Genomic DNA, 24,114 nt, shown 5'->3' with positions numbered 1-24,114 from the left:
AATAAATTATCCTATGAAAGCATTGCGAATTATTCTGATCATTGCCCTGGTGCTGGCAGCAGCTGTTCTGATTGTTCCCCTCTTCTCATCCGCCACTGCCGAAGTGAGCGCAGAAACCACCATTGCCCTGCAGCCGGAAGAAATATTTCCCATCGTGGCATCCTTTAACAGCAGGTATGAATGGGATCCCTGGTACACCCAGGATAGCACTGCCGATATGAGACTTGAACCTGCCGGCGGATATGTGGGGTCCACCTATTCCTGGGAGGGACAGAGAATAGGTTCGGGTCGCATGGAAGTGATTTCTGTCGTGGAGAACGAATACATAGAATCGTCCCTCTGGTTCGGTGAAGTGGAGGAACCGGCCCTGGTAGAGTGGAGGTTTAAGCCAGTGGACGGGGGGACCCATGTCACCTGGTCCTTCAGCCAGGAGACCGCTTATCCCATAGGCAGACTGGGAATGATGTTTGGGAAAATCTTCCTGAAACAAAGCTTCGAACTGGGGCTGGCCAATCTGAAAGAGTGGCTGGAAACCAATCCCCCCTCTCCGCCGGAATAGGATGGATCTGAAGGAAATCAGGCGGATCTTTTACCGGGATGGTTATCGCCTGGCACATGAACATCTGGATCAGGAGCTTACGGCAGTCAATCTAAAGCGGGCCATCGCTTCGCTCTATCAGTCTGTGGATGATTTACTGGGTTCTTTTCTGAAGCGTTCAGCCCGGGAGGGTGTGTCTGCCGAATGCAGGAAGGGCTGTGCCTGGTGTTGTCACCAGGAAGTGTTTGCCGTAAGCCATGAGTTTTTATATCTCCGGGATTATGCAGGGCAAGATCTCTCAGAAGAACAAAGGGACAAAGTTCTGGATCGGGCCAGGCAGAAAACCTTGCTGTCCAGAAACGGATCCCTGGAAGAGCAGTTGAAAATAAGGGTTGCCTGTCCTTTCCTGGAAGCAGGAAGCTGCCAGGTTTATGATGCCAGGCCCATGGCCTGCCGGATCTATCTTTCCTCCTCGGAGAAGTCCTGTCTGAGAAATTATAAAAACCCGGATGATGAAAAAAGCCGGCCCGATCTCTTCGAGTTCCCCTTGCTTGCCGGACGCATGCTTAACGAAGGTTTTGTGGCCTATCTGAAGCAGGTGGGGCTGCAATCCCGGGAGCTTCCGCTGGAACAGGGATATGTATCCATGGAGAGCCTGGGACAGACTATGGAAGACTGGATCAAAGGAAGCGGAGCTTCTTTTTAGCATACTGGAACGGGACGCGGATACACGAATATCTCTTATATTCGTGTATGCAAAAGATAAGCATTGGGATTGTTCGCGAAACCAAGTCGCCCCCTGATAAGCGTGTTCCACTGACTCCGGCTCAATGTAGCTCGCTTCTGGCAAAATACCCTCACTTGGATATACGGGTGCAGCCCTCCGGTTTCCGCTGTTTCTCAGACGACGAGTATGAGGCCGGGGGCCTGGCCCTTGCCGAGGATCTTTCTTCCTGTGATGTATTGATGGGGGTCAAGGAGGTAAAACGGGATGCTTTGATTGACCGGAAGACTTATCTCTTTTTTTCCCATACCGCCAAAAAGCAAGCTTACAACCGGGGGCTTTTGCAGGAAGTGGTGAGGAAGGGGATCCGGCTGTTGGACTACGAATACCTCACCGGAGCGGATGGAATGCGGGTCGTTGCATTCGGACGCTGGGCAGGGGTGGTAGGCGCTTATAACGGCTTACTGGGTTTTGGAAGGTTATCAGGCGTTTATTCCTTAAAGCCGGCCAATGAGTGTTTTGACCTGCAAGAGCTTTATCAGGAGCTAAGGAAGATTGAAGCGGGAAAGCTGCGTATCCTGGTTACAGGAGGCGGACGGGTAGCCGGAGGCGCACAGGAGATTCTGGAAAGGGCCGGGATCCGTCGGGTGGAACCGGATCTTTTTCTGAAAGAAGAGTTTGAAGAGGCGGTCTATACGCGTATAGATCCCTGGCACTATACCCGCCGGAAGGATGGAAGCGGCTTTGACTTTGCTCATTTTATGGAGCATCCGGAGATGTACGAGAACAGCATTGCACCCTATGCCGAACGGACCCATTTGTTTATGGCATGTCATTTCTGGGATCCCCGGTCACCACGGATGCTTAGCAGGGAGGCTCTGGCCGGCGGGAAAGTTCCCATTTCCCTGATTGCCGACATCTCCTGTGATATTAACGGACCCATTGCATCCACCATCCGGGCCTCCACCATTGCTTCGCCTTTTTATGGCTATGATCCCGTTTCCGGCAGAGAGACCGCAGCTTTTAAGGAAGGAAGAATTACCGTGATGGCTGTGGATAATTTGCCGGGAGAGCTGCCCCGGGATGCTTCGGCCGATTTCGGTTCGGCCCTGATGGAGCATGTGATCCCCGAATTGCTTGGGATCCGCCAAACGGGAATGCTGGAAAGGGCCTCCATCACCGCAGGCGGAGCTTTGACTCCTCTGTATGCTTATCTGGAGGATTACCTGGCCGGCAGGGAGTAGTTAGTCCAGGGCAGTTCGATCCACCAGGCACTCCACCCGGGGATGCAGCCAGAGGAAGGAGGCCGGAAGCTCGCTTGAAACCTGTTCTTTCAGGAATTTTTCGGCCACTTGTTTTTTTCCCGGTCCGGATACCAGCATGATGATCTTCCGGGAGGCCAGTATATCCTTGATTCCCAGGGTAAGTCCGAAAGCGGGCCTGCTGTCCAGGGATGCAAGCATGGGATGGCTCAGGGACTCTGTGGTCAGTCTGGCCACATGACAGAAAAGCTCCAGTTCAGGGGCCGGCTCATTAAGTCCCAGGTGTCCGTTTCGTCCCAAACCCAGTATGCATATATCGATGGGGCCTTCTTTATCCAGCCGGGAGCGAATCCGCTGGCACTCCGTTTCAGGATCCACGGGATCGGAACGGAAGGTGATGTAGCGCTCCATTGGAATCCCCAGAGGGTCCAGCAATTTCTTTCTGATGAAATACTCGCAGGAGACCGGATGATTTTCCGGGATTCCACCCCATTCATCGAGCTTCAGGATCCTTAGCCGGCTGCATAACTCTTTGTCTGAACCGGCTTTTGCGGCCAGTTCTCTGTAGAGTCCCTCCGGTGAATTTCCGCTTGCTGCACAAAGCAGCAGTCCGGGCTCTTTGATAAGGTCTTCCAGAACCAGGGAGGCAGCCAGGTGGCTCATCTCCCCGTAATGGCGGCAGAAAGTGATATTCATAGCTTACTTCTTCCAGAGGTCGAAGGGCTTGGCGGCATCGGTATGAAAAGGCAACATTACCTTTTTTCCGGTTCCGGCAGATTCATAGGCGGCAAAAATAATCTCCATCACGGCCTTCCCGTCTTCGCCGGTCACCAGTGGTTCTTTATCATTCTTCACACAATCCACAAAGTGTTCCATCTCCTGGGGGAAACCGTAGTTCCAGTTCTCCTCGAACATGGTAAAGCTCCATCCAATGGTGTTTCCCGCCTTCTCCACCGCATACCCAACCCCCTTGTTGCTGTAAGTCTGGATGGAATTGCCCTGCAACACATCTGCATAGGCCACTCCCTCGCTGCCATGGATCTCGGCGCGGTCGTCCATGCCACCCGGCTTGGTCCAGCTCTCTTCTGCCATGGCGGTCACCCCGTTTTCAAACTCCAGGATGATGATGCCGTTGTCATCACCTTTAGTCTTGTCCATGTGCAGGGTGGTGCTCATCTGGGCATAGACCGATTTGACCGGATTGTTGCCATTCAGCCAGCGGAAGAACTGGAAGGCATGGCAGCCCATATCCATGGTGACCCCTCCGCCTGAACGTTCCACATCCCAGAAATGCGGTGCATGCGGACCATCGTGTTTTTCAGATTGTTTAAACAAGATTGGTTTCCCCAGGGCTCCTTCATCCAGAAGTCCTTTCAACCTGACATATTTGGGGGTGAAGCAGAGCTCCTCGGCATACATCAGTTTTACGCCGGCTTCCTTGCAGGCAGTGATCATTAAATCGGCCTCCTTCATATTCATGCAGAAAGGCTTCTCCACCACAATGTGCTTTCCGGCTGCAGCGGCTTTCAGGCAGATCTCGCTATGGACGAAATTAGGTGCCCCGATGATTACCATGTCAATCTCGTCCAGCGCAAGCATCTCATCCAGATCTGTAAAGTGCCTGGGAATCTGGTGCTCCTCTGCAAATTTCTGAGCTTGCCCGGGAGGCGGCGACATGACAGCAAGAATGTCCGCATCTTTGATTTTTTTGAAGGAATCTGCGTGTATGGAGCCAATGAACCCCGCTCCGATCAATCCTACTCCTACTTTTTTATCCATTTTACTTTATAAGTTTAGTTTATAATTATGATTCCGGGCAAAGTGCTGCGGCCCCTTTTATGGCAATGTCAGCAGTTTCCGTGAACTCGACGCGAAAATTTTCCAGCACGGACGGAAAGGGGATCTTCCGGATTGATTCCCACATGGCCTCCCGGTAAAACTCCCTGGCTCTGGCCACAGATCCTCCGATGACGATCAGAGGCGGGTCCACGGCCATGATAATGGTGTTTATGGCATTCCCCAGGTGCATGCCCATTTCCCGGTATGCTGCAAGCGCCCATGCTTCCCCTGCACGGGCCTTCAAAGCCACTTCTTCCCCGTTTTTTCCGTACTTCAGTTTGAAATACATTCCGCAGGTGTAATTCTCATAGATTCCATCCAGATAGGACATGGTTCCGAACTCGCCCGAGCAGCAGTGCGCATCGGGGATCAGGGCCCCGTTTTTGATGATTCCGGAGCCCATTCCTGTTCCCAGGGTAATGCCCACAAAGTCATCGTTTCCTGCAAAAGCTCCATAGCGGTATTCTCCCATGGCAAAGCAGTTGGCATCGTTATCCACATATACGGGCACCGCAAATTTCTCTTCAAGCAGGGCTTTCAGGGGTATCTCCTTCCAGTTGGGAATGTTCAGAACATCGTATACAATCCCCCGGTCACGGTTCACCAGTCCGGGCACTCCCACGCCGATGCCCTGCACCTGGCTGTCCATAAGCTGAGCGATCAGCTTCATCATAAGCCGTACCGCGTCCATGGGATCTTCAGAATCCTGGTTGATCTTTGCTGAAATTTGTTGATTAAGAATTCCCCCGGTAATCTTTCCTGCGGCCACTTTGGTCCCACCCAGATCCACGCCAATTATAGAATAATGCTTTAAAGTCATAGAATGTGTTTCAGTTGAAGTGCCTGGTATGGTCCTTCCCGCTTTTATCTTTCCATTTGTCCATATTGCTCAGGCTGATGACCAGTCCCACACCCCCGACTCCCAGGAGCGCGTATCCCAGCGGGCGAATCATCGCCAGGCTTATGGTTAACAGGACCCCTATGGCCAGCAAGACCATGCTGATGGCCCATATTGCCCGGTAATCGCGCGGTTTTCTCTGTTGATACATGCTTTATCGTTTATTCTTTAGTTTTGAAATCATATCGATCGGTTCGCCGGCAGAAAAAATGGTATTCCCCACCACAAACACATCCACCCCTGCCTCTATCAGTTTGCCGATGTTTCTTTCCGTCACACCCCCGTCTACCTGGATCAGGGTGCCCAGGCCCGCCAGGTCAATCATCTTCCTCAGTTTCCGGATCTTTGCATAGGAGCCCTCAATAAATGTTTGTCCCCCGAACCCCGGGTTGACCGTCATCACCAGTACCATATTCAGATCGGGAAGAATGGGTTCCAGCAGGCCCACATCGGTGTGAGGGTTCAGGGAGACAGCCGGTTTCATTTCCAGTTCCCTGATCCGGTGAACGGTCCGGTGCAGGTGGGTGCATGCTTCATAGTGGACTGTCAGCCAGTCGGCTCCTGCATCGCGGTACTCCTCCAGGTAGCGGTCGGCATGAACCACCATCAGATGCACATCCAGTGGTTTCCTGGCTACCGATTTGATCTGGCGGATCACCGGGAAACCGAAGCTCAGGTTGGGTACAAATACCCCATCCATGATATCCAGGTGCAGGAGATCTGCCTGAGAACGATTGATCATCTCAATCTCCCGTTCCAGATGGAGGAAGTCGGCTGTCAGAATAGAGGGTGCAATCAGGTGTTTGCTCATAGCGATGCGCTTTACCGTAAAAATACATTTTTAAAATTATACGCAACCATTGTACCGGATCGTTTCTCCTACAACATGAACTTTTGCTACCTTTCATCTTTTTTAATCAAAATACGAAGCATGTACAGGTCTCCGCTCCTTGCCGGAATACTCAGTATACTTCTGTTCAATAGTGTTTCAGGACAGAATTTTACATTCAGCGGCTATATAGAGGATAGTACCACCGGTGAAAAGCTGATTGCTGCAACCGTATACGACCGTTTATCGGAAAAGGGCACTTCATCCAATGAGTATGGTTTTTTCAGTCTGACGCTTCCCTCGGATGAGGTGCAGCTGCAGGTCTCCTATGTCGGGTATCGAAGCCATACGGTGAGCTTCAAACTTACAGACAATCAGACTATGAATATCTCCCTGGTGCCGGTACTGAGCCTGGAAGAAGTGGTGGTCAGCACGAACCGCCCCCGTGATATCGTGGAGGATGTTCAGATGAGCGCGGTGCATATACCCATCAGGGAGATCAAATCCATTCCCATGTTTATGGGGGAGGCCGATGTAATCAAGACCATACAGCTGATGCCGGGAGTGCAGTCGGGAACCGAAGGGACCAGCGGGATTTATGTGCGGGGGGGAGGTCCCGATCAGAACCTCTTCCTGCTGGACGGGGTTCCCATCTACAACGCCAATCACCTTTTTGGATTCTTTTCGGTTTTTAATCCCGATGCCATCTCCAATATTACCATGACCAAGGGGGGATTCCCCGCGCATTACGGAGGCAGGCTCTCCTCGGTGGTGGATATCCGTCTGAAGGAAGGGAACATGAAGGAGTTTCACGGTGCAGGCTCCATCGGGCTGATTGCATCCAAGCTAACCCTGGAAGGTCCGCTTATCAGGGATAAGACCTCCTTTATCGTATCGGCCCGCCGAACTTACCTGGATGTACTGGCCAGACCGGTCATCCGGGCCATCAATAAACAGAACGGGATCGAGGGACTGACCGCTTACTACTTCTATGATCTGAATGCCAAGATCAATCATAAGTTCTCGGATAAGGACAGGATTTATCTGAGTATGTACCACGGGCGCGACCGTTTGTTTATCAACGAGGAGGAACAATGGATAGACAATGATACCTCGTACCTGCGGAAATCCGAATCGGGACTCTACTGGGGTAACTTTACCACGGCACTGCGCTGGAACCATCTTTACGGAAATAAGTTATTCAGCAATGTATCCCTGATATACAGCAACTACAAGTTCGATACCTTTGATGAAACGCAAACCCTGGTGAATAAGAAGTATGATGTGGGCTATGCCTATGATTACTTTTCCGGAATTGAGGACTACGGCGGGATTTTCGATTTTGATTACCGGCCCCTTCCCGGCCATACCATCCGCTTTGGGGGCAAGTACCTCTATCATACCTTTTCTCCGGGAATCGAAACCCTGGAATCGACCGACGATACCTTGAATCTGCAGTTCAACGCCGATCCCATTTACGCCCATGAATACTATGTGTACGGAGAGGATAATTTCCAGCTTGGTACGAGGATCAGGGCCAACTTCGGGCTGCACTATTCCGGTTTTTTTGTGAACAGGGAGTTTTATCATTCGCTGCAGCCCCGTTTTACCGGCAGGTTACTGATCACCCCCGACTTTTCATTTAAGGCGGCCTTTTCACGAATGGATCAGTATATTCACTTGTTGACCAATGCGACCATCGGACTGCCCACCGATCTCTGGCTGCCGGCCACGGACCGTACCAAACCGCAAAGCTCCTACCAGTATGCCACCGGACTGGCATATAACCTGAAGGATAGCTGGTATTTTACTCTGGAGGCTTACTATAAGACTATGAACAATCTGATCGATTATGCCGAGGGCTCCAGTTTCTTTGAGTATGGAGTCGACTGGGAGGACAAGATTGAACGGGAAGGAAAAGGACTGTCCTACGGACTGGAGTTCCTCGCCCGGAAGGATGTGGGGAAGTTCAGGGGCTGGGTGGGTTATACCCTTTCCAAAGCCGAGGTGCAGTTTGAGAATCTTAACAATGGCGAAGTATATCCCTACACCTACGACCGGCGGCACGATGTTTCCATGGTCCTGATGTATCGCCTGGACGAACGCACGGATATCAGCGCCACCTGGGTCTACGGAACCGGTAAGGCCCGCACCCTGGCGGTCTCCCGCTACGCTCCTGATCAATACAACTTCAGCAGCTCTTTCATGAACCCTTATTCTTATCATTACTACGACGAGATCGAATATTTCAAGGGCAAGAATGCCTACCGGGAGCCGGCCTATCATCGCCTGGATGTGGGATTAAACCGGCACAAGGAAAAAAAGTGGGGGACACAGACCTGGAGCTTCGGGCTTTATAACGCCTATAACAGGCAGAATCCCTTCTATCTCTATTTTGGTTACGATAACTATGGAAACCGGGCTCTGAAGCAGTTGAGCATCTTTATGATGATCCCTTCCATTTCTTACTCTTTTGAATTTTAGCATGATGAGAAAAGATAAACACCTGTTAATACTGGGAACCGGGATTCTATTTCTTCTGGCAACTTCCTGTGAATCGGTACTGTTTATCGAGCTGGAAGAGTCCGATAAACTGATTGTGCTTAACGGTACCCTGAGCAAGGATTCCACTGTGGTGGTGCAGGTGAGCCGCACCAGGCATATCCTGGATAATGCGGACCTGGAACCCCTGGAAAACGCAAGCGTGAATCTTTTCAGAGGAGGCGAAAGGATTATGCAGATGGACTATTCCGGAAATGCTTATTTCCTGGCTTCCGGCTTTCGTCCGGCCATTGGTGAAGAGTTGAGCATTGAGGTGGAGCAGGCCGGATATCCGACTGTCTCGGCGCGTTGTGAGATACCGGAAACCGTAGGGATTCAATCGGTGGATACCTCGACAGTGGTTCAGGAGTACGGCGATATGTACTATAGCTACACGGAGGAAATGTTTCAGATGGATGTGACCCTGCGTGATCCGCCAGGCGTGGACAACTATTATCTGCTGAACCTGCTGGTGGATAAATCCTACACCAGCTGGAGAGATACTACCGTTCAGTATGTGGATTCTCTTTATCACAATAGCGAGTGGCAATACTATGTAGCGGATTCCACCTATACCCTTACCGAAATATTCCGCTATGCGGAGGATCCGATGGTCAGCTCCCCTGATCTGGTGGTGGAGGCCAACACTCCTGAGGGCATCCTCTTTTCCGATCAGCTGATCGATGGCAAGGAGTATTCGCTTCGCGTATCCACCATGGGCTATGCTCTGGGTTCGGCCGATTCGGCGGTGGTGGATATCCGTCTTCACTCCATCTCGGAATCCTATTACAAGTATCTGAAGACCCGTCAGAAGCACTATGAAACCAAGGAGGATCCTTTTGCAGTTCCTGTTATTGTCTATACGAATGTGGAGGGGGGGGCCGGTTTTTTAGGAGGGTATTCCTCCGATGTGCATTCTATCACTACCTTTGTTCCTGAGTTTGGCAATGAGTACTGGTATTATGAATATGAATGAGTATGATTGTTTTTGAAGAGGTGATCGCCGGGCGGACAGGGATTCCGCTCAGGCAGGTGAAAAATACGGTCGATTTGCTGGAGGAAGGGGCCACCATCCCCTTTATCAGCCGCTACCGGAAGGAGCATACCGGCAGCCTGGATGAGGTGCAGATCACAGAGATCAGGGATGCTCTGAACCAGCTGAAAGAGCTGCAGAAAAGGCAGGATTACATCCTGAAGACCATCGGGGAGCAGGAGAAGCTTACTCCCGAATTAAAACGAAAGATCGAAGAGTGTCTCGACCCGGTCCAGCTGGAGGATATCTATCTTCCCTATAAACCCAAGCGGAAAACCAGGGCCACGGTGGCCCGGGACAAGGGACTGGAGCCGCTGGCAAAGGTCCTTCTGAAGCAGCAGGAGATGCATATGGAGAAGGCAGCTTCCTCTTTTCTGAGCGAGGAGGTGGAGAGTGTGGAAGATGCTTTGCAGGGAGCCCGGGATATTATTGCGGAATGGGTGAATGAAAATGAGCGGGCCCGAAAAACCGTTCGTTATCATTTCGACCGCAGCGCGGTGATTTCCTCCAGACTGGTGAAAGGAAAAGAGGAGGAAGGGGCCAAGTACCGGGATTATTTTGAATTCAGCGAGCCCCTGAAAAAGTGTCCCGGCCACCGGATCCTGGCCATGCGCCGGGGCGAACAGGAGGGCTTCCTGAAGCTGACGGTAGAGCCGGAATCGCGCCCGGTGACCGATGCCCTGGAGGAACAGTGGGTAAAGAGCCCGTATGAGGGGGGTCAGCAGGTGGCCCAGGCGGTCAGGGATGCCTATAAACGACTGATGCAGCCTTCCATGGAGAATGAATATAAAGCCCTTTACAAGGAGAAGGCCGACCAGGAGGCCATAAAAGTATTTGCCGATAACCTGAGACAGCTGCTGCTGGCCTCCCCCCTTGGACAGAAGCGGGTACTGGCACTGGATCCCGGATTCCGGACCGGATGCAAGCTGGTTTGCCTGGATGAGCAGGGAAACCTGGTGCACAACGCCACCATTTATCCGCATCCTCCCCAGGCCGACCGGGCCGGATCGACCCGCAAGGTGAGTTCGCTGCTGCAGCAGTACAAGATCGAGGCGGTGGCCATCGGAAATGGAACGGCCAGCCGGGAGACCGAGCGTTTTATCCGGTTGATCCGCTTCCCCCGGGATATAGAGGTCTATGTGGTTAATGAATCGGGCGCTTCCATCTATTCGGCCTCGAAAACTGCACGGGACGAATTCCCCGATTATGATGTGACGGTGCGCGGTGCCGTCTCCATCGGCAGGAGACTGATGGATCCCCTGGCCGAGCTGGTGAAGATCGATGCCAAATCCATCGGGGTGGGACAGTACCAGCATGATGTGGACCAGGGGAACCTGAAGAAGAGCCTGGATGAGGTGGTGGAGAGCTGCGTGAACCTGGTGGGGGTGAATGTAAATACCGCCAGCAAGCACCTGCTCACCTATGTCTCCGGATTGGGACCGGTCCTGGCGCAGAATGTGGTGGATTACCGGCAGGAGATTGGCGGATTCACCTCCAGGAAGCAACTAAAGAAAGTGCCCCGCATGGGGGAGAAGGCCTTTGAACAATGCGCGGGCTTCCTGCGCATCGAAGGGGCAAAAAACCCCCTGGATAATTCGGCCGTCCACCCGGAAAGCTATCATATCGTGGAGCAGATGGCTGCCGATCTGATGGTGGACCTGACCCAGCTGGTCCGGGATGAAAGCCTGGTCAAACAGATTCAGCTGGAGCGTTATGTAAAGGGAGGGATCGGTCTTCCCACCCTGAAGGATATCCGGGCGGAACTGGAAAAGCCCGGACGGGATCCCAGGGAGCAGATCGAGGTCTTCGAATTTGACCAGACGGTCTACAGCGTGGAGGATCTGAAGCCCGGCATGGAGCTGCCCGGAATCGTGACAAACATTACCAAATTCGGGGTTTTTGTGGATGTGGGGGTGAAGCAGGACGGACTGGTCCATATCTCCCAGCTTGCCGACCGCTTTGTCAAGGATCCCAACGATATCGTGAAGATCCACCAGCATGTGAGGGTCCGGGTGCTGGAGGTGGACCTGGCCCGCAAGCGGATCCAGCTATCCATGAAAGGGCCTGGAAAATAGCAGCGGTCCGCGAATTTTCATTAAATTCGGCCAGTCAACCCAAAATCCCGGCTATATGAAAACAATCATCCCTGTCACGCTGACCCTGGTGGCCGTGCTGACAGTATAATCCTGTAAAACAAACACATCCATGGAAGCACCAGTTGCTGCAAAGAAACCCCGGGAGCTGACCATTCATGGTCACACACGAATCGATAATTACTACTGGCTCAGGGAACGTGAAAACCCGGAAGTGATTGCTTACCTGGAAGAGGAAAATGCTTACAGGGAGGAGCTGATGAAAGGGACGGCGCAGTTCCAGAAGGATCTCTTCGATGAGATTGTCGGCCGGATCAAACAGGACGATGAAAGTGTTCCCTACAAGGAGAATGGATATTTCTATTATACCAGGTATGAAGAAGGCAGGGAGTATCCCATTTTCTGCCGGAAGAAAGAGAGCCTGGAAGCTGATGAGGAGATTCTGGCCAACGTGAATGAGATGGCCGAGGGGCACAGTTATTACCAGGTGGGCGGACTGAGCGTGAGCCCCGACAACCGGTATATGGCCATCGGGATTGATACGGTGAGCAGAAGAAAGTATACGATTTATATCAAGGACCTGGAGACCGGGACCATGCTGGAGGATCAGATCCCCCTGACCACGGGAGGGGCCTCCTGGGCCGGCGACAGCAAGACCCTGTTCTATACCCGGAAGGATGATGAGACCCTGCGAAGTAAAGCCATTTTCCGGCACGTAAGGGGAAGCGATGCCTCGGAGGATGTACTGGTCTTTGAGGAAACGGATGAGACCTTCAGTACCATTGTTTATAAAAGCAAGTCACAGGCATATATGATGATTGCCTGCTTTAGCACGCTCACTACAGAGTTCCGCGTTCTCCCTTCCGATAAGCCGGAAGGGGAATTCAGGGTGGTTCAGCCCCGTGAGCGTGGACTGGAATACAATATTTCCCATTTCGGGGACCATTTTTATATCATTACCAATCTGGATGCCACCAACTTCCGCCTGATGAAGACGCCCGTTGAAAGAACAGGGAAGGAGAACTGGGCGGAGGTGATCCCCCATCGCGAGGATGTGTTTCTGGAAGGGCTGGAGATCTTCAAAGAATACCTGGTGCTGGATGAACGCAGGGAAGGGCTGACCAGGTTACGGGTAATTCCCTGGGATGGCAGTGAGGAGCACTATATTGATATGGGAGAAGAGGTATACACGGCCTCCATTTCAGTGAATCCCGAGTTTGACAGCGATGTATTAAGGTACCGCTATTCATCACTCACCACACCCAATACCGTCCTGGATTACCACCTGGCCAATAAGGAAAAAACAGTTCTGAAGCAGGATGAGGTGCTGGGAGGAACATTCGACCCGGCCTCTTATGAGGCCAAACGGATTTATGCCACAGCCGACGACGGGAAGAAAATCCCCATGAGTATTGTATACCGCAGGGGAACCGAATTGAACGGAGCAAATCCGACCCTTCTGTATGGATATGGATCCTATGGTCATACCATGGATCCGGGCTTCCGGTCGTACCGCCTCTCGCTGCTGGACCGGGGATTTATCTTTGCCATCGCCCATATCCGGGGCAGCCAGGTGTACGGACGTCCCTGGTACGAGGATGGAAAGCTGTTGAAGAAAATGAACACGTTTACCGATTTTAATGATTGCGCCGAACACCTGATCCGGGAGAAGTACACCAGTCCGGAGCATCTCTATGCCATGGGCGGCAGTGCAGGTGGATTGCTGATGGGTGCGGTGATCAATCTGCAGCCTGAGCTCTACAGGGGGGTGATTGCAGCCGTGCCCTTTATGGATGTGGTGACCACTATGCTGGATGAAGATATTCCACTGACCACCAGCGAGTATGATGAATGGGGAAACCCCAATGAGAAGGAGTACTATGACTATATGCTCAGCTACTCTCCCTACGACCAGGTGGAAGCCAAAGACTATCCCAACCTGCTGGTCACCACCGGACTCCATGACAGTCAGGTGCAGTACTGGGAGCCGGCCAAGTGGGTGGCCAAACTTCGGGAAATGAAAACAGATGACAATCTCCTGCTGATGTATTGCAATATGGAGACCGGGCACGGCGGCGCTTCCGGCAGGTTTGAACAATTCAGGGAAACGGCCATGGAATATGCCTTTTTGTTTAGTCTCGAGGGAATAAAAGAATAATTTATGCGACCAGCTACCAGCAGAGTTCAATACCGGGTTCTCTATGCCGATACCGATATGATGGGGGTGGTTTATTACGGGAATTACGGGAGGCTTTATGAAATGGGCCGGACGGAAATGATCCGGGAGATGGGTATGCCCTATATCGAACTGGAAAAGGCAGGCATTGTGATGCCGGTCTTCTCGGTGGAGTCCAGATACAGGAAGGTGTTGAAATACGACGAGCTGATCACCATCGAAACTACCGTGAAAGAGTTGCCTGCCGCACGGATGGAGTTCTTTCACAGGATCTACAACGAAGATGGCGGACTGGCCCATGAGGCAAAAGTGGTGCTGGTATTTTTGGATATGCAGACCAATCGCCCGGTGAGAGCTCCGAAAAAACTGCTTGATCTGCTGGAGAATTAGCCGGGCTGAAGGGTCAGCAGAGTAATCTCGGGACGGATGCCCACACGACCCGGATATCCGGTATATCCCAGTCCCCTGTTCACATACAGCTGCTGGCCATTCTCTTTGTAAAGGCCTGCCCAGTGCCTGTAGGTCCATCTGGAAGGGCTCCATTTGAACTTACCGATCTCAATGCCAAACTGCATTCCATGGGTATGCCCGGAAAGGGTCAGGTCGATAGCTTCTTTCCGGCATACCTGAAGATCCCAGTGGGAAGGGTCATGGGAGAGGAGGATCTTGACCCGTTCGGGGTGAACCCCAGCCATGGCCTTACGCAGGTCGCCCCGCTGGGGGAAGGGAGGTTTCCCCCAGTTCTCGACCCCGATAAGCTCCAGCGAATAGCCCTTCAGGGCAATGGTCCTGTGCTCATTCAAAAGAAGATCAAAGCCGCTGGCCCTGATTTGTGCTTTGACCCGTTCCAGGTTAGCTGCTTCCTCTTCTTCAGAGTTCCATGCGTAGTAAGCCCCATAATCATGGTTTCCCAGAACTGCATATTTTCCAAGCGGGGCCTTAATAGCTTTCAGTACCCCGGTGAAGGGATCGACTTCTTCAGAAAAGTTGTGGACCATATCCCCGGTAAAGCAGACCAGGTCGGGCATAAGTTCATTGACCAGGGTCACGACCCGCCGGATATAGGCCGGATGCTTATAAAAACCCGCCAGGTGAATATCTGAGAGCTGGACAATACGGAGCCCGTGGAAAGATTCCGGCAGGGACTGGATCCGGATATCTTCCCGGAAGACTTTCAGATGGGTTCGTCCCCGGGCCATGCCCAAACCAAGTGCGATAAGGGTCAGGAGTCCCACAAACAATCCAGGAAACAGGAACCAGGTCCTCAGGGAAGCGGAAGGCTGCCGGAACAGGGAAGAGACCAGGGAGCTCAGGTCGCCCAGCAACTGGATGATATTAAAGAGCAGCTTGGGCAGGTATAGCATCAGGAAGAGGCCCATGATCAGCATGATGGGGAAAAAACGGGAGGGATCGCGCTGTTGCTGAAACATGGATCCGGCCAGGATCAGGCTCACCAGCATCAGAAAGCTGACTCCCCAGTATATGTAATAGAACAGGCGATTCGGCTCACTGCCTGGAGAAAACAGGTGTTGAATCCCCCGGAGGGCATAAAGGTCCATGCCAATGATAAAAACCGCGATGATGACTAGGATGATCAGGGACCTCATTCTTTGGGATTCATATGATAATTCACACAAATAAACGAGAAATTGTTTTCCCTTGTATGAAAGGATTGTAAATTTATGAGGATGAAACTAACGATCAAGCAGGCCGGATTCATATCCATGATCCTTGCCATTCAAATCGGCCACTTATCTTTGGCCAAAGCCCAGAATCGGGCCGCCGAACAGGATCTCCTGGTGGCCCCCTTACCTGAAATTCTGATCAGCCGGTCGGGCCTTTCCATTGAATCGCCCGAACAATGGGAGACACTTCGCCGGCCCGAGATTCTGGATCTGTTCCGGGACCACGTCTATGGCCGTGTTCCGGAATCAGATGTTAAAGTTGATTACCGGCTTGTTTATGAGGACCGGGAGGCCCTGCAGAGAACAGCCATCCAGAAAGAGGTGCTCATGGAGCTAAGCAGAGGAGGCGATACGATGGAAATTCCGATGCTTATCTTTCTTCCCCGGGAGCAACATGGCCCGGTCCCCCTCTTCCTGGGACTGAACTTCAATGGAAACCATAGCGTTCACCCCGATCCGAATATATCAGTTACAGAGAGCTGGGTACGAAACAATCAGGAACATGGGATCCTGGACAACCGGGCCACGGAAGCTTCCCGGGGAGCAAGTTCCGGCCGCTGGCCCGTGGACCTGATCCTATCCAGAGGATATGGACTGGCCACCATTTATTACGGGGATATAGACCCCGATTTTGATGACGGTTTCAGGAACGGGATTTTTGCTTTGATGGATCCCGGTCAGCCCGGTCGCGGTCCTTCATCCTGGGGCTCCATTGCTGCCTGGGCCTGGGGCCTGTCCAGAGCTATGGACTATTTTGAAAGGGACACAGAAATCGATTCGGAGCGCGTGGCCCTGATGGGCCATTCCAGGCTGGGAAAGACCTCCCTCTGGGCCGGTGCTCAGGATGAAAGGTTCTCTATGGTGATCTCCAATAATTCGGGTTGTGGCGGAGCGTCTCTTTCCCGCAGGCCTTACGGAGAGCGTGTCAGCAATATCAACACCTCCTTCCCGCACTGGTTTGCGTCCCGCTTCCATGACTATAATGAGAACGAGGCTGCCCTGCCGGTGGACCAGCATATGCTGATGGCCCTGATGGCACCCCGGGCACTCTATGTGGCCAGCGCCGGGGAGGATGACTGGGCCGATCAGCGTGGCGAATATCTCTCTCTGGTATACGGAAGCAAGGCCTTCCAGCTGTATAACAGGGATGTTTTCCTGCCCGCTCAAATGCCCCGTCCGGATCAGCCGGTTAGCAGCGGTAAACTGGGCTACCACATCCGGACCGGCGGACATGATGTGACCCGGTACGACTGGGAAAAATTCCTGGATTTTGCCGACCGGCATCTTCAGGCTGCCGGAGAGAAGGGAAAGGCAAATCCCCTTAACAGGGAGTGGATGGAAGCACGTTTGTTTAAAACCCACCCCAGGCTGATCCTTACTCCACGGCTGGTGTATGAAATCCCGCAACAGATGGATGTGGCAGAGATGGCCAGCGGGGTGGCCCTGGCCATTGATTGGGGGGGTGAGTACTTATCGCCAGAGGTGGAGCAACTGGCCCGTCAGGCCTTTGCAGCCTGTGATTTCCTTTTAAACAGAGAGTTATGAGAAAAATTTCCATCCTCCCGGGGATGTGCCTGCTTTTGGCCATGGCTTGTTCCGGTTCCGGACAGAAGGAGCAGCCCAACTTTGTATGGATCATCTCCGAGGATAATTCCGTCCACTATATGGAGTTGTTCGATCCCGGAGGCATTGCCACTCCCCATATTGCCAGGATGGCGGAAGAAGGGATACGCTTTACCCGAGCATTCTCCAACGCACCGGTGTGCAGCGTGGCCCGCTCGACCCTGATCTCATCCTGCTATGGACCACGCACCGGGGCCCAGTATCACCGGCGATCCACACTGGTCCCCATGCCCGAAGGTCTGGAAATGTTTCCTGCTTACCTGAAAAGGGCCGGGTACTACACCACCAATAACAGCAAGGAAGACTATAACTATATAAAGAATGAGGGGGTATGGGATGAATCCTCCGGAACCGCACACTGGAGCAATCGTGAACCCGGCCAGCCCTTTTTTCATAAAGAATCCCACCCGGTATCTCACGAAAGCAGGCTTCATTTCAAGGCGGAGCTCATGGAGTCGTACCACCCGCTTTGTCATCCCGACAGCATACAGCTTTTTCCCAATCATCCCGACACCGATCTATTCCGCTTTACCTCTGCGTATTACCGCGATAAGATCCTGGGGGTGGATAACATAGTCGGGGGGGTGATCCGGAAGCTGGAAGAGGAGGATCTGCTGGAGAGTACCTTTGTCTTTTATTTCGGGGATCACGGGGGTGTGTTGCCGGGCAGCAAGGGTTATCTTTATGAGACCGGACTGCATGTTCCCCTGGTGGTCAGGATCCCGAAGAAATTCAGGCACCTGACAGATCTGAAGCGGGGAGAGGCTTCGGATGGTTTTGTGAGCTTTATCGATCTTGGGCCCACCCTCCTGAAGCTGGCCGGGATTGAGATTCCCGGAGCAATGGATGGGGTTCCCTTCCTGGGTGAGGGGGTTTCAGCGGAAGAGTCTGGCAGCAGGGAAATCACCTATGGATATGCCGACCGCTTCGATGAGAAGTATGATCTGGTTCGCACCGTCAGGCGTGGAGATCTGAAATATATGCGGAGTTATCAACCCTTTAATGTGGATGGATTGCAGAACAATTACCGCTATCTCTGCCTGGCTTATGAACAGTGGCGCGACATGTACCGGGCCGGTGAACTTAACCCGGCCCAGGCTGCTTTCTTCGAACCCAGAGAACCGGAAGCCCTGTACGATCTGGCGAAGGATCCTTTTGAAACCCGGAACCTGGCCGGGGATCCGGCCTTTTCGGATCAGCTCTCGGAAATGAGAGCGCTGCTGGCCGGGTGGGAGAAGGGAATGCCCGATCTGAGTTTCTACCCGGAGAATTATCTCCGCAAGCATGCCTTCGGGAATCCTGTTTTATTTGGAGAGCAGCATAAAGCCGATATCGGTCATCTGATCGATATTGCCAACCTGGAACTGCTGCCCTATGAAGAGGCACGAAGCGGAATTATAAAGGCTCTGGACTCAGAGGATCCCTTTACGAAGTACTGGGGACTGATCGTATGCAGTGCTTTTGGTTCAGAAGCAGGGGAATTCAGGGATCGGGCCGGGATTCTGTGCAAAGACGCTGATCTTCTGGTACGTACCCGGGCGGCTGAGTTTCTGGGTTTGACCGGACTGGGCGATCCGGTCCCTGTGATCCTGGATGCACTTTACGGATGCTGCGACGGGGTGGAGGCTCTTTTGATTCTTAACTCGCTGGTGCTGCTGAGGGATGGTCCTTATGCCTGCCATTTTGAGCTGGACGAGGGAAAGCTTTCCCCGCTTGTTCTGCAGGACCAGCAGGTGCAGCGGCGGCTCGGGTATATTCACTCCAGGCCGGCTTTGCCTTGAAGACTGGTAAAGCTGTAAAAAACTGTACATTTGCACATGATTTCATTTAAGGAGTTTCTGAAGGACAATCTGGTCTTACTGGATGGCGCCATGGGCTCCCTGATCTACGAAAAGGGGGTCTTTATAGATAAGTGTTACGACGAGCTGAATCTTTCCAGGCCCGAACTGATCTTTTCCATTCATGAGGAATATGTAAGGGCGGGAGCTACGGTGATTGAGACCAATACATATGGAGCCAACAGTTTCAAGTTAAAATCGCACAACCTCCTGGATCAAATGGAAGAGATCAACCGGAAAGGGGTTGAGCTGGCCAGGAAGGCAGCCGGCGGGGAGGTTTATGTGGCCGGTTCCATGGGACCTTCGGGTCTGGAGATTGAACCCTGGGGAGAGACCTCGCTGGAAGAGGTTTTCAAGGCTTATGCCCGGCAGGCCGACATTCTGAACCATGCGGGTGTTGACCTCTTTATCCTGGAGACCTTCCAGGATATCAGGGAGATGGAGCAGGCTATAAAGGCCATCGTGAGTGTCTCAGAACTGCCGGTGGTGGCCATGATGACCGTGGGGGAAGACGGCTTAACTCGTTATGGGGTGGATCTGGAAGATGTCACTACAGTGCTTGACAGGAGTGAGGCCACTGTGATCGGACTGAACTGCACGGTGGGACCCAAACCCATGCTGGATTTCGCGGAGCAGATGGGACGTCTGACGGATAAAGCTCTTAGCCTGATGCCTAATGCAGGACGGCCACAGTTCACCGATGGCCGGATGATTTATATGAGCACCCCGGAGTATTTCTCGGTCTATACAAAACGTTTTATTGAAAAAGGGGTCAGGATGCTGGGGGGATGCTGCGGCACCACTCCCGAGCATATAGCGAAAATGGCCAATGCACTGGCCATGAAGCAGACCCGGATCCAGCATTCCATAAACATCGGGTTGAAGCCGGTAAGCGAGGAACCCTTGCCCGACCCGGTACCTTTGGCTGAGAAGTCGAAACTGGCAGCGAAGATAAGCTCAGGCCGTCAGGTGGTCCTGGTGGAGATGGTGCCCCCGCGCAGCACCGATATCACCAAACCCCTGGAAGGAGCCAGGCTGCTCAGGGAGCACAGGGTGGATGCCATAAATATTCCCGATGGTCCGCGGGCCACGGCACGTATGACCGGACTGGCACTGGCAGTCTTGCTGCAGAACCAGGTCGACATTGAAACGGTCCTTCACTATACCTGCAGGGACCGTAACCTGCTGGGTATGCAGTCGGACCTGCTGGGAGCCACGGCCATGGGCATACGGAATATCCTGGCAATCACGGGCGATCCGCCCATGATCGGGGACTACCCCCAGGCCACGGCTGTTTTTGATATTGATTCCATCGGACTGGTGCACCTGATCAATAATCTGAATCACGGGATGGATGTGGGGGAGAAAAGAATCGGAGATCCCACTTCATTTTTTACCGGGGTGGGAGTGGATCCCAACAGCGTGAATCCGGAGAATGAAATACATCGACTGCAGCTGAAGAAGGAGGCAGGTGCCGAGTATGTGATAACCCAGCCGGTTTTTGATGTGGATTCGCTGGAGAGATTCCTGGAGAAAGCGAATCTGGGGAGTCTTTCCCTGGTGGCCGGGATCTGGCCGCTGGTTAGTCTGCGTAATGCTGAATTTATGAAGAACGAGGTGCCGGGTGTTTATGTGCCGGACGAGCTGATCTCTCGTATTGCCAGTTACGATAACAAGGAGGACCAGCTGAAAGCCGGAATCGAGATTGCCCGGGGTATGGTTGAACGGGTTTCCGCTTTTGTTCAGGGGATCCAGGTAAGTGCCCCTTTCGGACGATACCATCTGGCCGTGGAGGTGGCAGGGTCCATGCTATAGGATCTGATTGATCTTTGGCATAAAGATCAGGAGATAGGTGAAAAAAGAGAAGCCGGTAATAAAGGCCAGTACCACATTACTCAAGGCTTTGATCCGCACAGCCTGATCCGCTGAAATGGAGTCGTCATACCTGGCTGCCAGGAAGACGGCATTTCTGTAAAACCCGGTAAACAGAAAAACAGTGGAGAGCAGGGTAACAATGGTCCACTGTAAAAAGTTCAGCTGCAGGAATATACCTGCAGAAATAACAGCGATTGTAAAAAGCACCTGGATAAGAAATTCACCCTCTTCTGTGATTATTCTTCCTATACCCATGTGGTGAGCTGTGCATCTTTTTACCATGGTATCATCAGGCTGTGTGACCAAATGTAATCAATGTTCCGTGAATGTCAAATTTCTTTACATGAAATTTTTTATTGGAGCAGGTTCCTGGCAACTGCTTTCCACGAAATGGCCGTTTTGAAGGATGAATGTAAGCTCCGGGTCCGGCAAGATCACTACCCACGGTTATTTCCCGATGGACCCATTCTGTTTTTATCCGCTTCTATGGAATATTTCCTCAGGTATTTCTGATGCATCAGCCGGGCATCAAATTTGCTGATGCTTTTTGCGCCTCCCAAAAATTCAGCTTCAATAAAGGTCTTGCAGGCTTTCTCCAGGACCTGGCATACCACAAAGGCTTCCTCCAGGTTGCGCCCCACACAAACGGCCCCGTGATTGGCCATCAGTGCGGCATTTCTTCCTTTCAGGGCCCTGACCGTCCTTTTCGCAATTTTTTTTGTGGAGGAGAGTGCATATTCCGTTACCCTGACCGAGGGTCCGATAATCTGAGCCATATCATCCAGAACCGGGGGAAGCTCCCGGCGGGCTGCAGCCACCGTAGAGGCATTCATCTGGTGGGTGTGAATGACTGCATGGATATTTTTCCTGCTTCGGTATATTTCGCAGTGAAGCTCCTTTTCAGAGGAGGGCCTGATTTTTCCTTCATGCCTGCAGCTGAGGTAATCCACCAGGACAATATCTTCCGGCTGCAGATCTTCATAAGTACGTCCGCTGGGAGTAATCAGCATACGGTTCTTATCCACCCTGATGCTAATATTTCCCCAGGTTCGCGTCACCAGGCCCTCTTTCAGCAGCCTGATTCCGCCTTCGATGATCTTTTGTCTGATCCGTTTCAGCTCCTGGTTATCTTCCATACGATTCTAATTTACGGAAAATCCGGATGCAGAAACGATGGAAGAAATGTATTTTCTTGTAACTTGTCTTAGCTTACCAAATGACCCCGTATTTAATTTCAAACACTTAACAATTTCACCATGAAAACAGTAAGATTCTTAATGATTTTGATGCTGCTTGCAACCTTTGCCACCACCGTTTCAGCCCAGAAAAAGATGGACCCTGCCGGAACCTGGGCCTATGAAGCCCCTCAGGCGCCCTATGAATACAGTTCAGGAGATATTGTGATAAGCAAAGAGGCTAAAGACTACACCGTGAAGATGGTGCTTGGCGAATTTGAATCGGAGGCCGGGAATGTGGTCTATGAAAACAACGTTCTTTCATTTAATATTTTTGTGGAAATGGAGACTGTGGAGATCAAGTTAACTGTAGAGAAAGATTCCATGGAAGGAACAGCTGCCTACAGCGAGGGAAGCATACCAATCACCGCCAAGAAAAAATAGGAGTTCTTTGTCCTTAGCCACAGGCAACATTGGTAAAGACCATCATTAAGCTTCCACCATGAAATACTTCATACCTGCTCTTCTGGCTCTGACCCTCTTGGTTTCATGTCATCAGCCCCCTCCTCCTGCAGCCCTGGGGCCGGTGCCTTCAGAGCGCCAGCTCCTCTGGCATCAGCTTGAATTCTATGCCTTTGTGCATTTTAATATGAATACCTTCACGGATATGGAGTGGGGGACCGGGGGAGAATCACCGGAGTTATTTAATCCCTCAGAGCTGGACTGCAGGCAGTGGGCCCGGGTTTGCAAGGAGGCAGGGATGGAGGGGATCATATTAACCGCCAAGCACCACGATGGTTTTTGCTTATGGCCTTCGGAGTACACGGAGCATTCGGTCAGGAACTCTCCCTGGAAAGACGGGAAGGGCGATGTGGTCAGGGAACTGGCCGATGCCTGCCGGGAGTACGGATTGAAGCTGGGATTGTACCTCTCCCCCTGGGACCGGAATCATGCAGACTATGGCACAGAGGCTTATCTCAGCTATTTCCGGAATCAGCTGACCGAGCTGATGAGCAACTACGGGGAGGTTTTTGAAGTGTGGTTTGACGGGGCCAACGGGGGTACCGGCTATTACGGCGGGGCCAACGAGGAGAGGCGGGTCGACCGGGAGACCTATTACGACTGGCCCAATACCCGTCAGATCGTCAGGGATCTGCAGCCCCTTGCCGTGATGTTCAGTGATGCTGGTCCGGATGTCCGCTGGGTGGGAAATGAAGAGGGATGGGCCGGTGAAACCAACTGGTGTTTCCTTCGCAGGGATGAGTTCTATCCCGGATCGCCCAATTACAGAGATCTGACCAGCGGTCATGAGGACGGGACCCACTGGGTGCCTGCCGAAGTGGATGTATCGATCAGGCCCGGATGGTACTATCATTCATCGGAGGACGATAAGGTAAAAACGCTTAGTCAACTGGTGGATATTTACTACCACTCCATTGGAAGGAACTCCTCGTTTCTTCTGAATTTCCCGGTCGACAGGAGGGGACTGATCCATGAGAAGGATGTGGAGCAGCTGAAAAAGATGGTGGAGGTGATCCGGAAGGATCTGGAGACCGATCTGGCCAGGGATCAGAGAGTGACTGCCAGCCAGGTCAGAGCTGATTCCAGGAAATTCAGTGCTGCAAAAATCGTCGATGGGGACCCGGAGAGCTACTGGGCCACGGATGACGATACGCTTGCTGCCTCGCTGATCATCGACTTTGGTAAGGAAACGACCTTTAACCGTTTTCTGGTACAGGAGTATATTCCTCTGGGTCAAAGAGTGAAAAAGTTCTCCATAGAGGCCTGGAAAGATGGCGCCTGGGAGGAGATCGACCTTCAGACCACCATCGGGTCCAAACGGATTTTACGTTTTGATGATGTGAGCAGCGATAAACTGCGCTTCAATATCCTGGATTCCAGAGCCTGTCCCGCCATATCGAATATGGAGGTCTATTTGGCACCCGGACTGACGGAAGGTGATTCTACGGATTAAGAAATGAGGA

Annotated in this window: 21 protein-coding genes; 13 read left to right on the top strand and 8 right to left on the bottom strand. The window is 52.3% G+C overall.

Annotation, left to right across the window (positions count from 1 at the left end):
- Nucleotides 1-13: 13 nt before the first annotated feature.
- Genes P1P86_06910 through P1P86_06900 form a run of 3 tightly spaced genes read left to right on the top strand, consistent with a single transcriptional unit; the run spans nt 14 to nt 2,506 of the window.
- Nucleotides 14-559 (top strand): SRPBCC family protein, encoded by a 546-nt coding sequence (locus P1P86_06910; protein MDF1574909.1) that lies wholly within the window; start codon nt 14-16, stop codon nt 557-559.
- Nucleotide 560: 1 nt separating this feature from the next.
- On the top strand, nt 561-1,244 hold the full coding sequence (locus tag P1P86_06905; GenBank protein ID MDF1574908.1) for a YkgJ family cysteine cluster protein: 684 nt from the start codon (nt 561-563) through the stop codon (nt 1,242-1,244).
- A gap of 47 nt (nt 1,245-1,291) precedes the next feature.
- A complete protein-coding gene (locus P1P86_06900) occupies nt 1,292-2,506 on the top strand; it encodes an NAD(P)-dependent oxidoreductase (protein ID MDF1574907.1) in 1,215 nt (404 codons plus the stop codon).
- Here P1P86_06900 and P1P86_06895 read toward each other — a convergent pair whose 3' ends face one another.
- Genes P1P86_06895 through rpe form a run of 5 tightly spaced genes read right to left on the bottom strand, consistent with a single transcriptional unit; the run spans nt 2,507 to nt 6,072 of the window.
- Nucleotides 2,507-3,220 (bottom strand): galactosamine-6-phosphate isomerase, encoded by a 714-nt coding sequence (locus tag P1P86_06895; GenBank protein ID MDF1574906.1) that lies wholly within the window; start codon nt 3,218-3,220, stop codon nt 2,507-2,509. It abuts the gene before it with no gap.
- Between the two features lie 3 nt (nt 3,221-3,223).
- Entirely contained in the window at nt 3,224-4,303 is a 1,080-nt protein-coding gene (locus P1P86_06890) for a Gfo/Idh/MocA family oxidoreductase (protein ID MDF1574905.1), read from the bottom strand.
- 25 nt (nt 4,304-4,328) lie between these two features.
- Nucleotides 4,329-5,183, bottom strand: a complete 855-nt coding sequence (locus P1P86_06885) for an ROK family protein (protein ID MDF1574904.1) — start codon at nt 5,181-5,183, stop codon at nt 4,329-4,331.
- A 10-nt stretch (nt 5,184-5,193) separates the two neighbouring features.
- Entirely contained in the window at nt 5,194-5,412 is a 219-nt protein-coding gene (locus tag P1P86_06880; protein ID MDF1574903.1) for a hypothetical protein, read from the bottom strand.
- 3 nt (nt 5,413-5,415) lie between these two features.
- Nucleotides 5,416-6,072: a ribulose-phosphate 3-epimerase gene (gene rpe / locus P1P86_06875; protein ID MDF1574902.1), complete on the bottom strand. Its 657-nt coding sequence runs from the start codon at nt 6,070-6,072 to the stop codon at nt 5,416-5,418.
- A gap of 120 nt (nt 6,073-6,192) precedes the next feature.
- Between rpe and P1P86_06870 the strand changes: the two genes are divergently transcribed.
- The 5 genes from P1P86_06870 (at nt 6,193) to P1P86_06850 (ending at nt 14,323) form a co-directional block, all read left to right on the top strand.
- A complete protein-coding gene (locus P1P86_06870) occupies nt 6,193-8,574 on the top strand; it encodes a TonB-dependent receptor (GenBank protein ID MDF1574901.1) in 2,382 nt (793 codons plus the stop codon).
- 4 nt (nt 8,575-8,578) lie between these two features.
- Nucleotides 8,579-9,607, top strand: coding sequence for a DUF4249 domain-containing protein (locus P1P86_06865; protein ID MDF1574900.1), 1,029 nt, complete (start codon nt 8,579-8,581; stop codon nt 9,605-9,607).
- A gap of 2 nt (nt 9,608-9,609) precedes the next feature.
- Entirely contained in the window at nt 9,610-11,739 is a 2,130-nt protein-coding gene (locus P1P86_06860; protein ID MDF1574899.1) for a Tex family protein, read from the top strand.
- A 130-nt stretch (nt 11,740-11,869) separates the two neighbouring features.
- Nucleotides 11,870-13,915, top strand: a complete 2,046-nt coding sequence (locus P1P86_06855; protein ID MDF1574898.1) for a S9 family peptidase — start codon at nt 11,870-11,872, stop codon at nt 13,913-13,915.
- A 3-nt stretch (nt 13,916-13,918) separates the two neighbouring features.
- Nucleotides 13,919-14,323, top strand: a complete 405-nt coding sequence (locus tag P1P86_06850; GenBank protein MDF1574897.1) for a thioesterase family protein — start codon at nt 13,919-13,921, stop codon at nt 14,321-14,323.
- Here the strand turns inward: P1P86_06850 and P1P86_06845 are convergent.
- Nucleotides 14,320-15,540: a metallophosphoesterase gene (locus P1P86_06845; protein MDF1574896.1), complete on the bottom strand. Its 1,221-nt coding sequence runs from the start codon at nt 15,538-15,540 to the stop codon at nt 14,320-14,322. The two genes, P1P86_06850 and P1P86_06845, sit on opposite strands and share 4 nt — an antisense overlap.
- A gap of 81 nt (nt 15,541-15,621) precedes the next feature.
- Here P1P86_06845 and P1P86_06840 point away from each other — a divergent pair, with 81 nt between their 5' ends.
- From P1P86_06840 to P1P86_06830, 3 genes are read left to right on the top strand one after another with little or no spacing between them, the layout of a single operon-like run.
- The gene (locus tag P1P86_06840; protein MDF1574895.1) at nt 15,622-17,163 is read left to right on the top strand and encodes an acetylxylan esterase; all 1,542 of its coding nucleotides are present in this window, start codon (nt 15,622-15,624) and stop codon (nt 17,161-17,163) included.
- Nucleotides 17,160-19,022: a sulfatase-like hydrolase/transferase gene (locus tag P1P86_06835; GenBank protein MDF1574894.1), complete on the top strand. Its 1,863-nt coding sequence runs from the start codon at nt 17,160-17,162 to the stop codon at nt 19,020-19,022. Before P1P86_06840 ends, P1P86_06835 begins: the two co-directional genes overlap by 4 nt.
- A gap of 36 nt (nt 19,023-19,058) precedes the next feature.
- Nucleotides 19,059-20,894 carry a bifunctional homocysteine S-methyltransferase/methylenetetrahydrofolate reductase gene (locus P1P86_06830; protein MDF1574893.1) on the top strand — a complete coding sequence of 612 codons (1,836 nt, stop codon included), beginning with the start codon at nt 19,059-19,061 and terminating at the stop codon, nt 20,892-20,894.
- On the opposite strand, the gene P1P86_06825 is transcribed toward P1P86_06830, so the two are convergent.
- Nucleotides 20,889-21,209, bottom strand: coding sequence for a hypothetical protein (locus P1P86_06825; GenBank protein ID MDF1574892.1), 321 nt, complete (start codon nt 21,207-21,209; stop codon nt 20,889-20,891). The two genes, P1P86_06830 and P1P86_06825, sit on opposite strands and share 6 nt — an antisense overlap.
- Before the next feature lie 182 nt (nt 21,210-21,391).
- Nucleotides 21,392-22,090, bottom strand: coding sequence for a class II aldolase/adducin family protein (locus tag P1P86_06820; GenBank protein ID MDF1574891.1), 699 nt, complete (start codon nt 22,088-22,090; stop codon nt 21,392-21,394).
- A gap of 120 nt (nt 22,091-22,210) precedes the next feature.
- On the opposite strand from P1P86_06820, the gene P1P86_06815 reads away from it, so the two are divergent.
- Together P1P86_06815 and P1P86_06810 are read left to right on the top strand one after the other, a co-directional pair.
- Entirely contained in the window at nt 22,211-22,573 is a 363-nt protein-coding gene (locus P1P86_06815; protein MDF1574890.1) for a hypothetical protein, read from the top strand.
- Between the two features lie 58 nt (nt 22,574-22,631).
- Nucleotides 22,632-24,104 (top strand): alpha-L-fucosidase, encoded by a 1,473-nt coding sequence (locus P1P86_06810; GenBank protein ID MDF1574889.1) that lies wholly within the window; start codon nt 22,632-22,634, stop codon nt 24,102-24,104.
- Nucleotides 24,105-24,114 lie beyond the last annotated feature (10 nt).

The sequence above is a fragment of the Bacteroidales bacterium genome (genome assembly GCA_029210725.1).
Classification (GTDB): domain Bacteria; phylum Bacteroidota; class Bacteroidia; order Bacteroidales.
The sequence above is the reverse complement of the archived record's forward strand: the minus strand, read 5'-3'. Positions and strand labels throughout refer to the sequence as shown.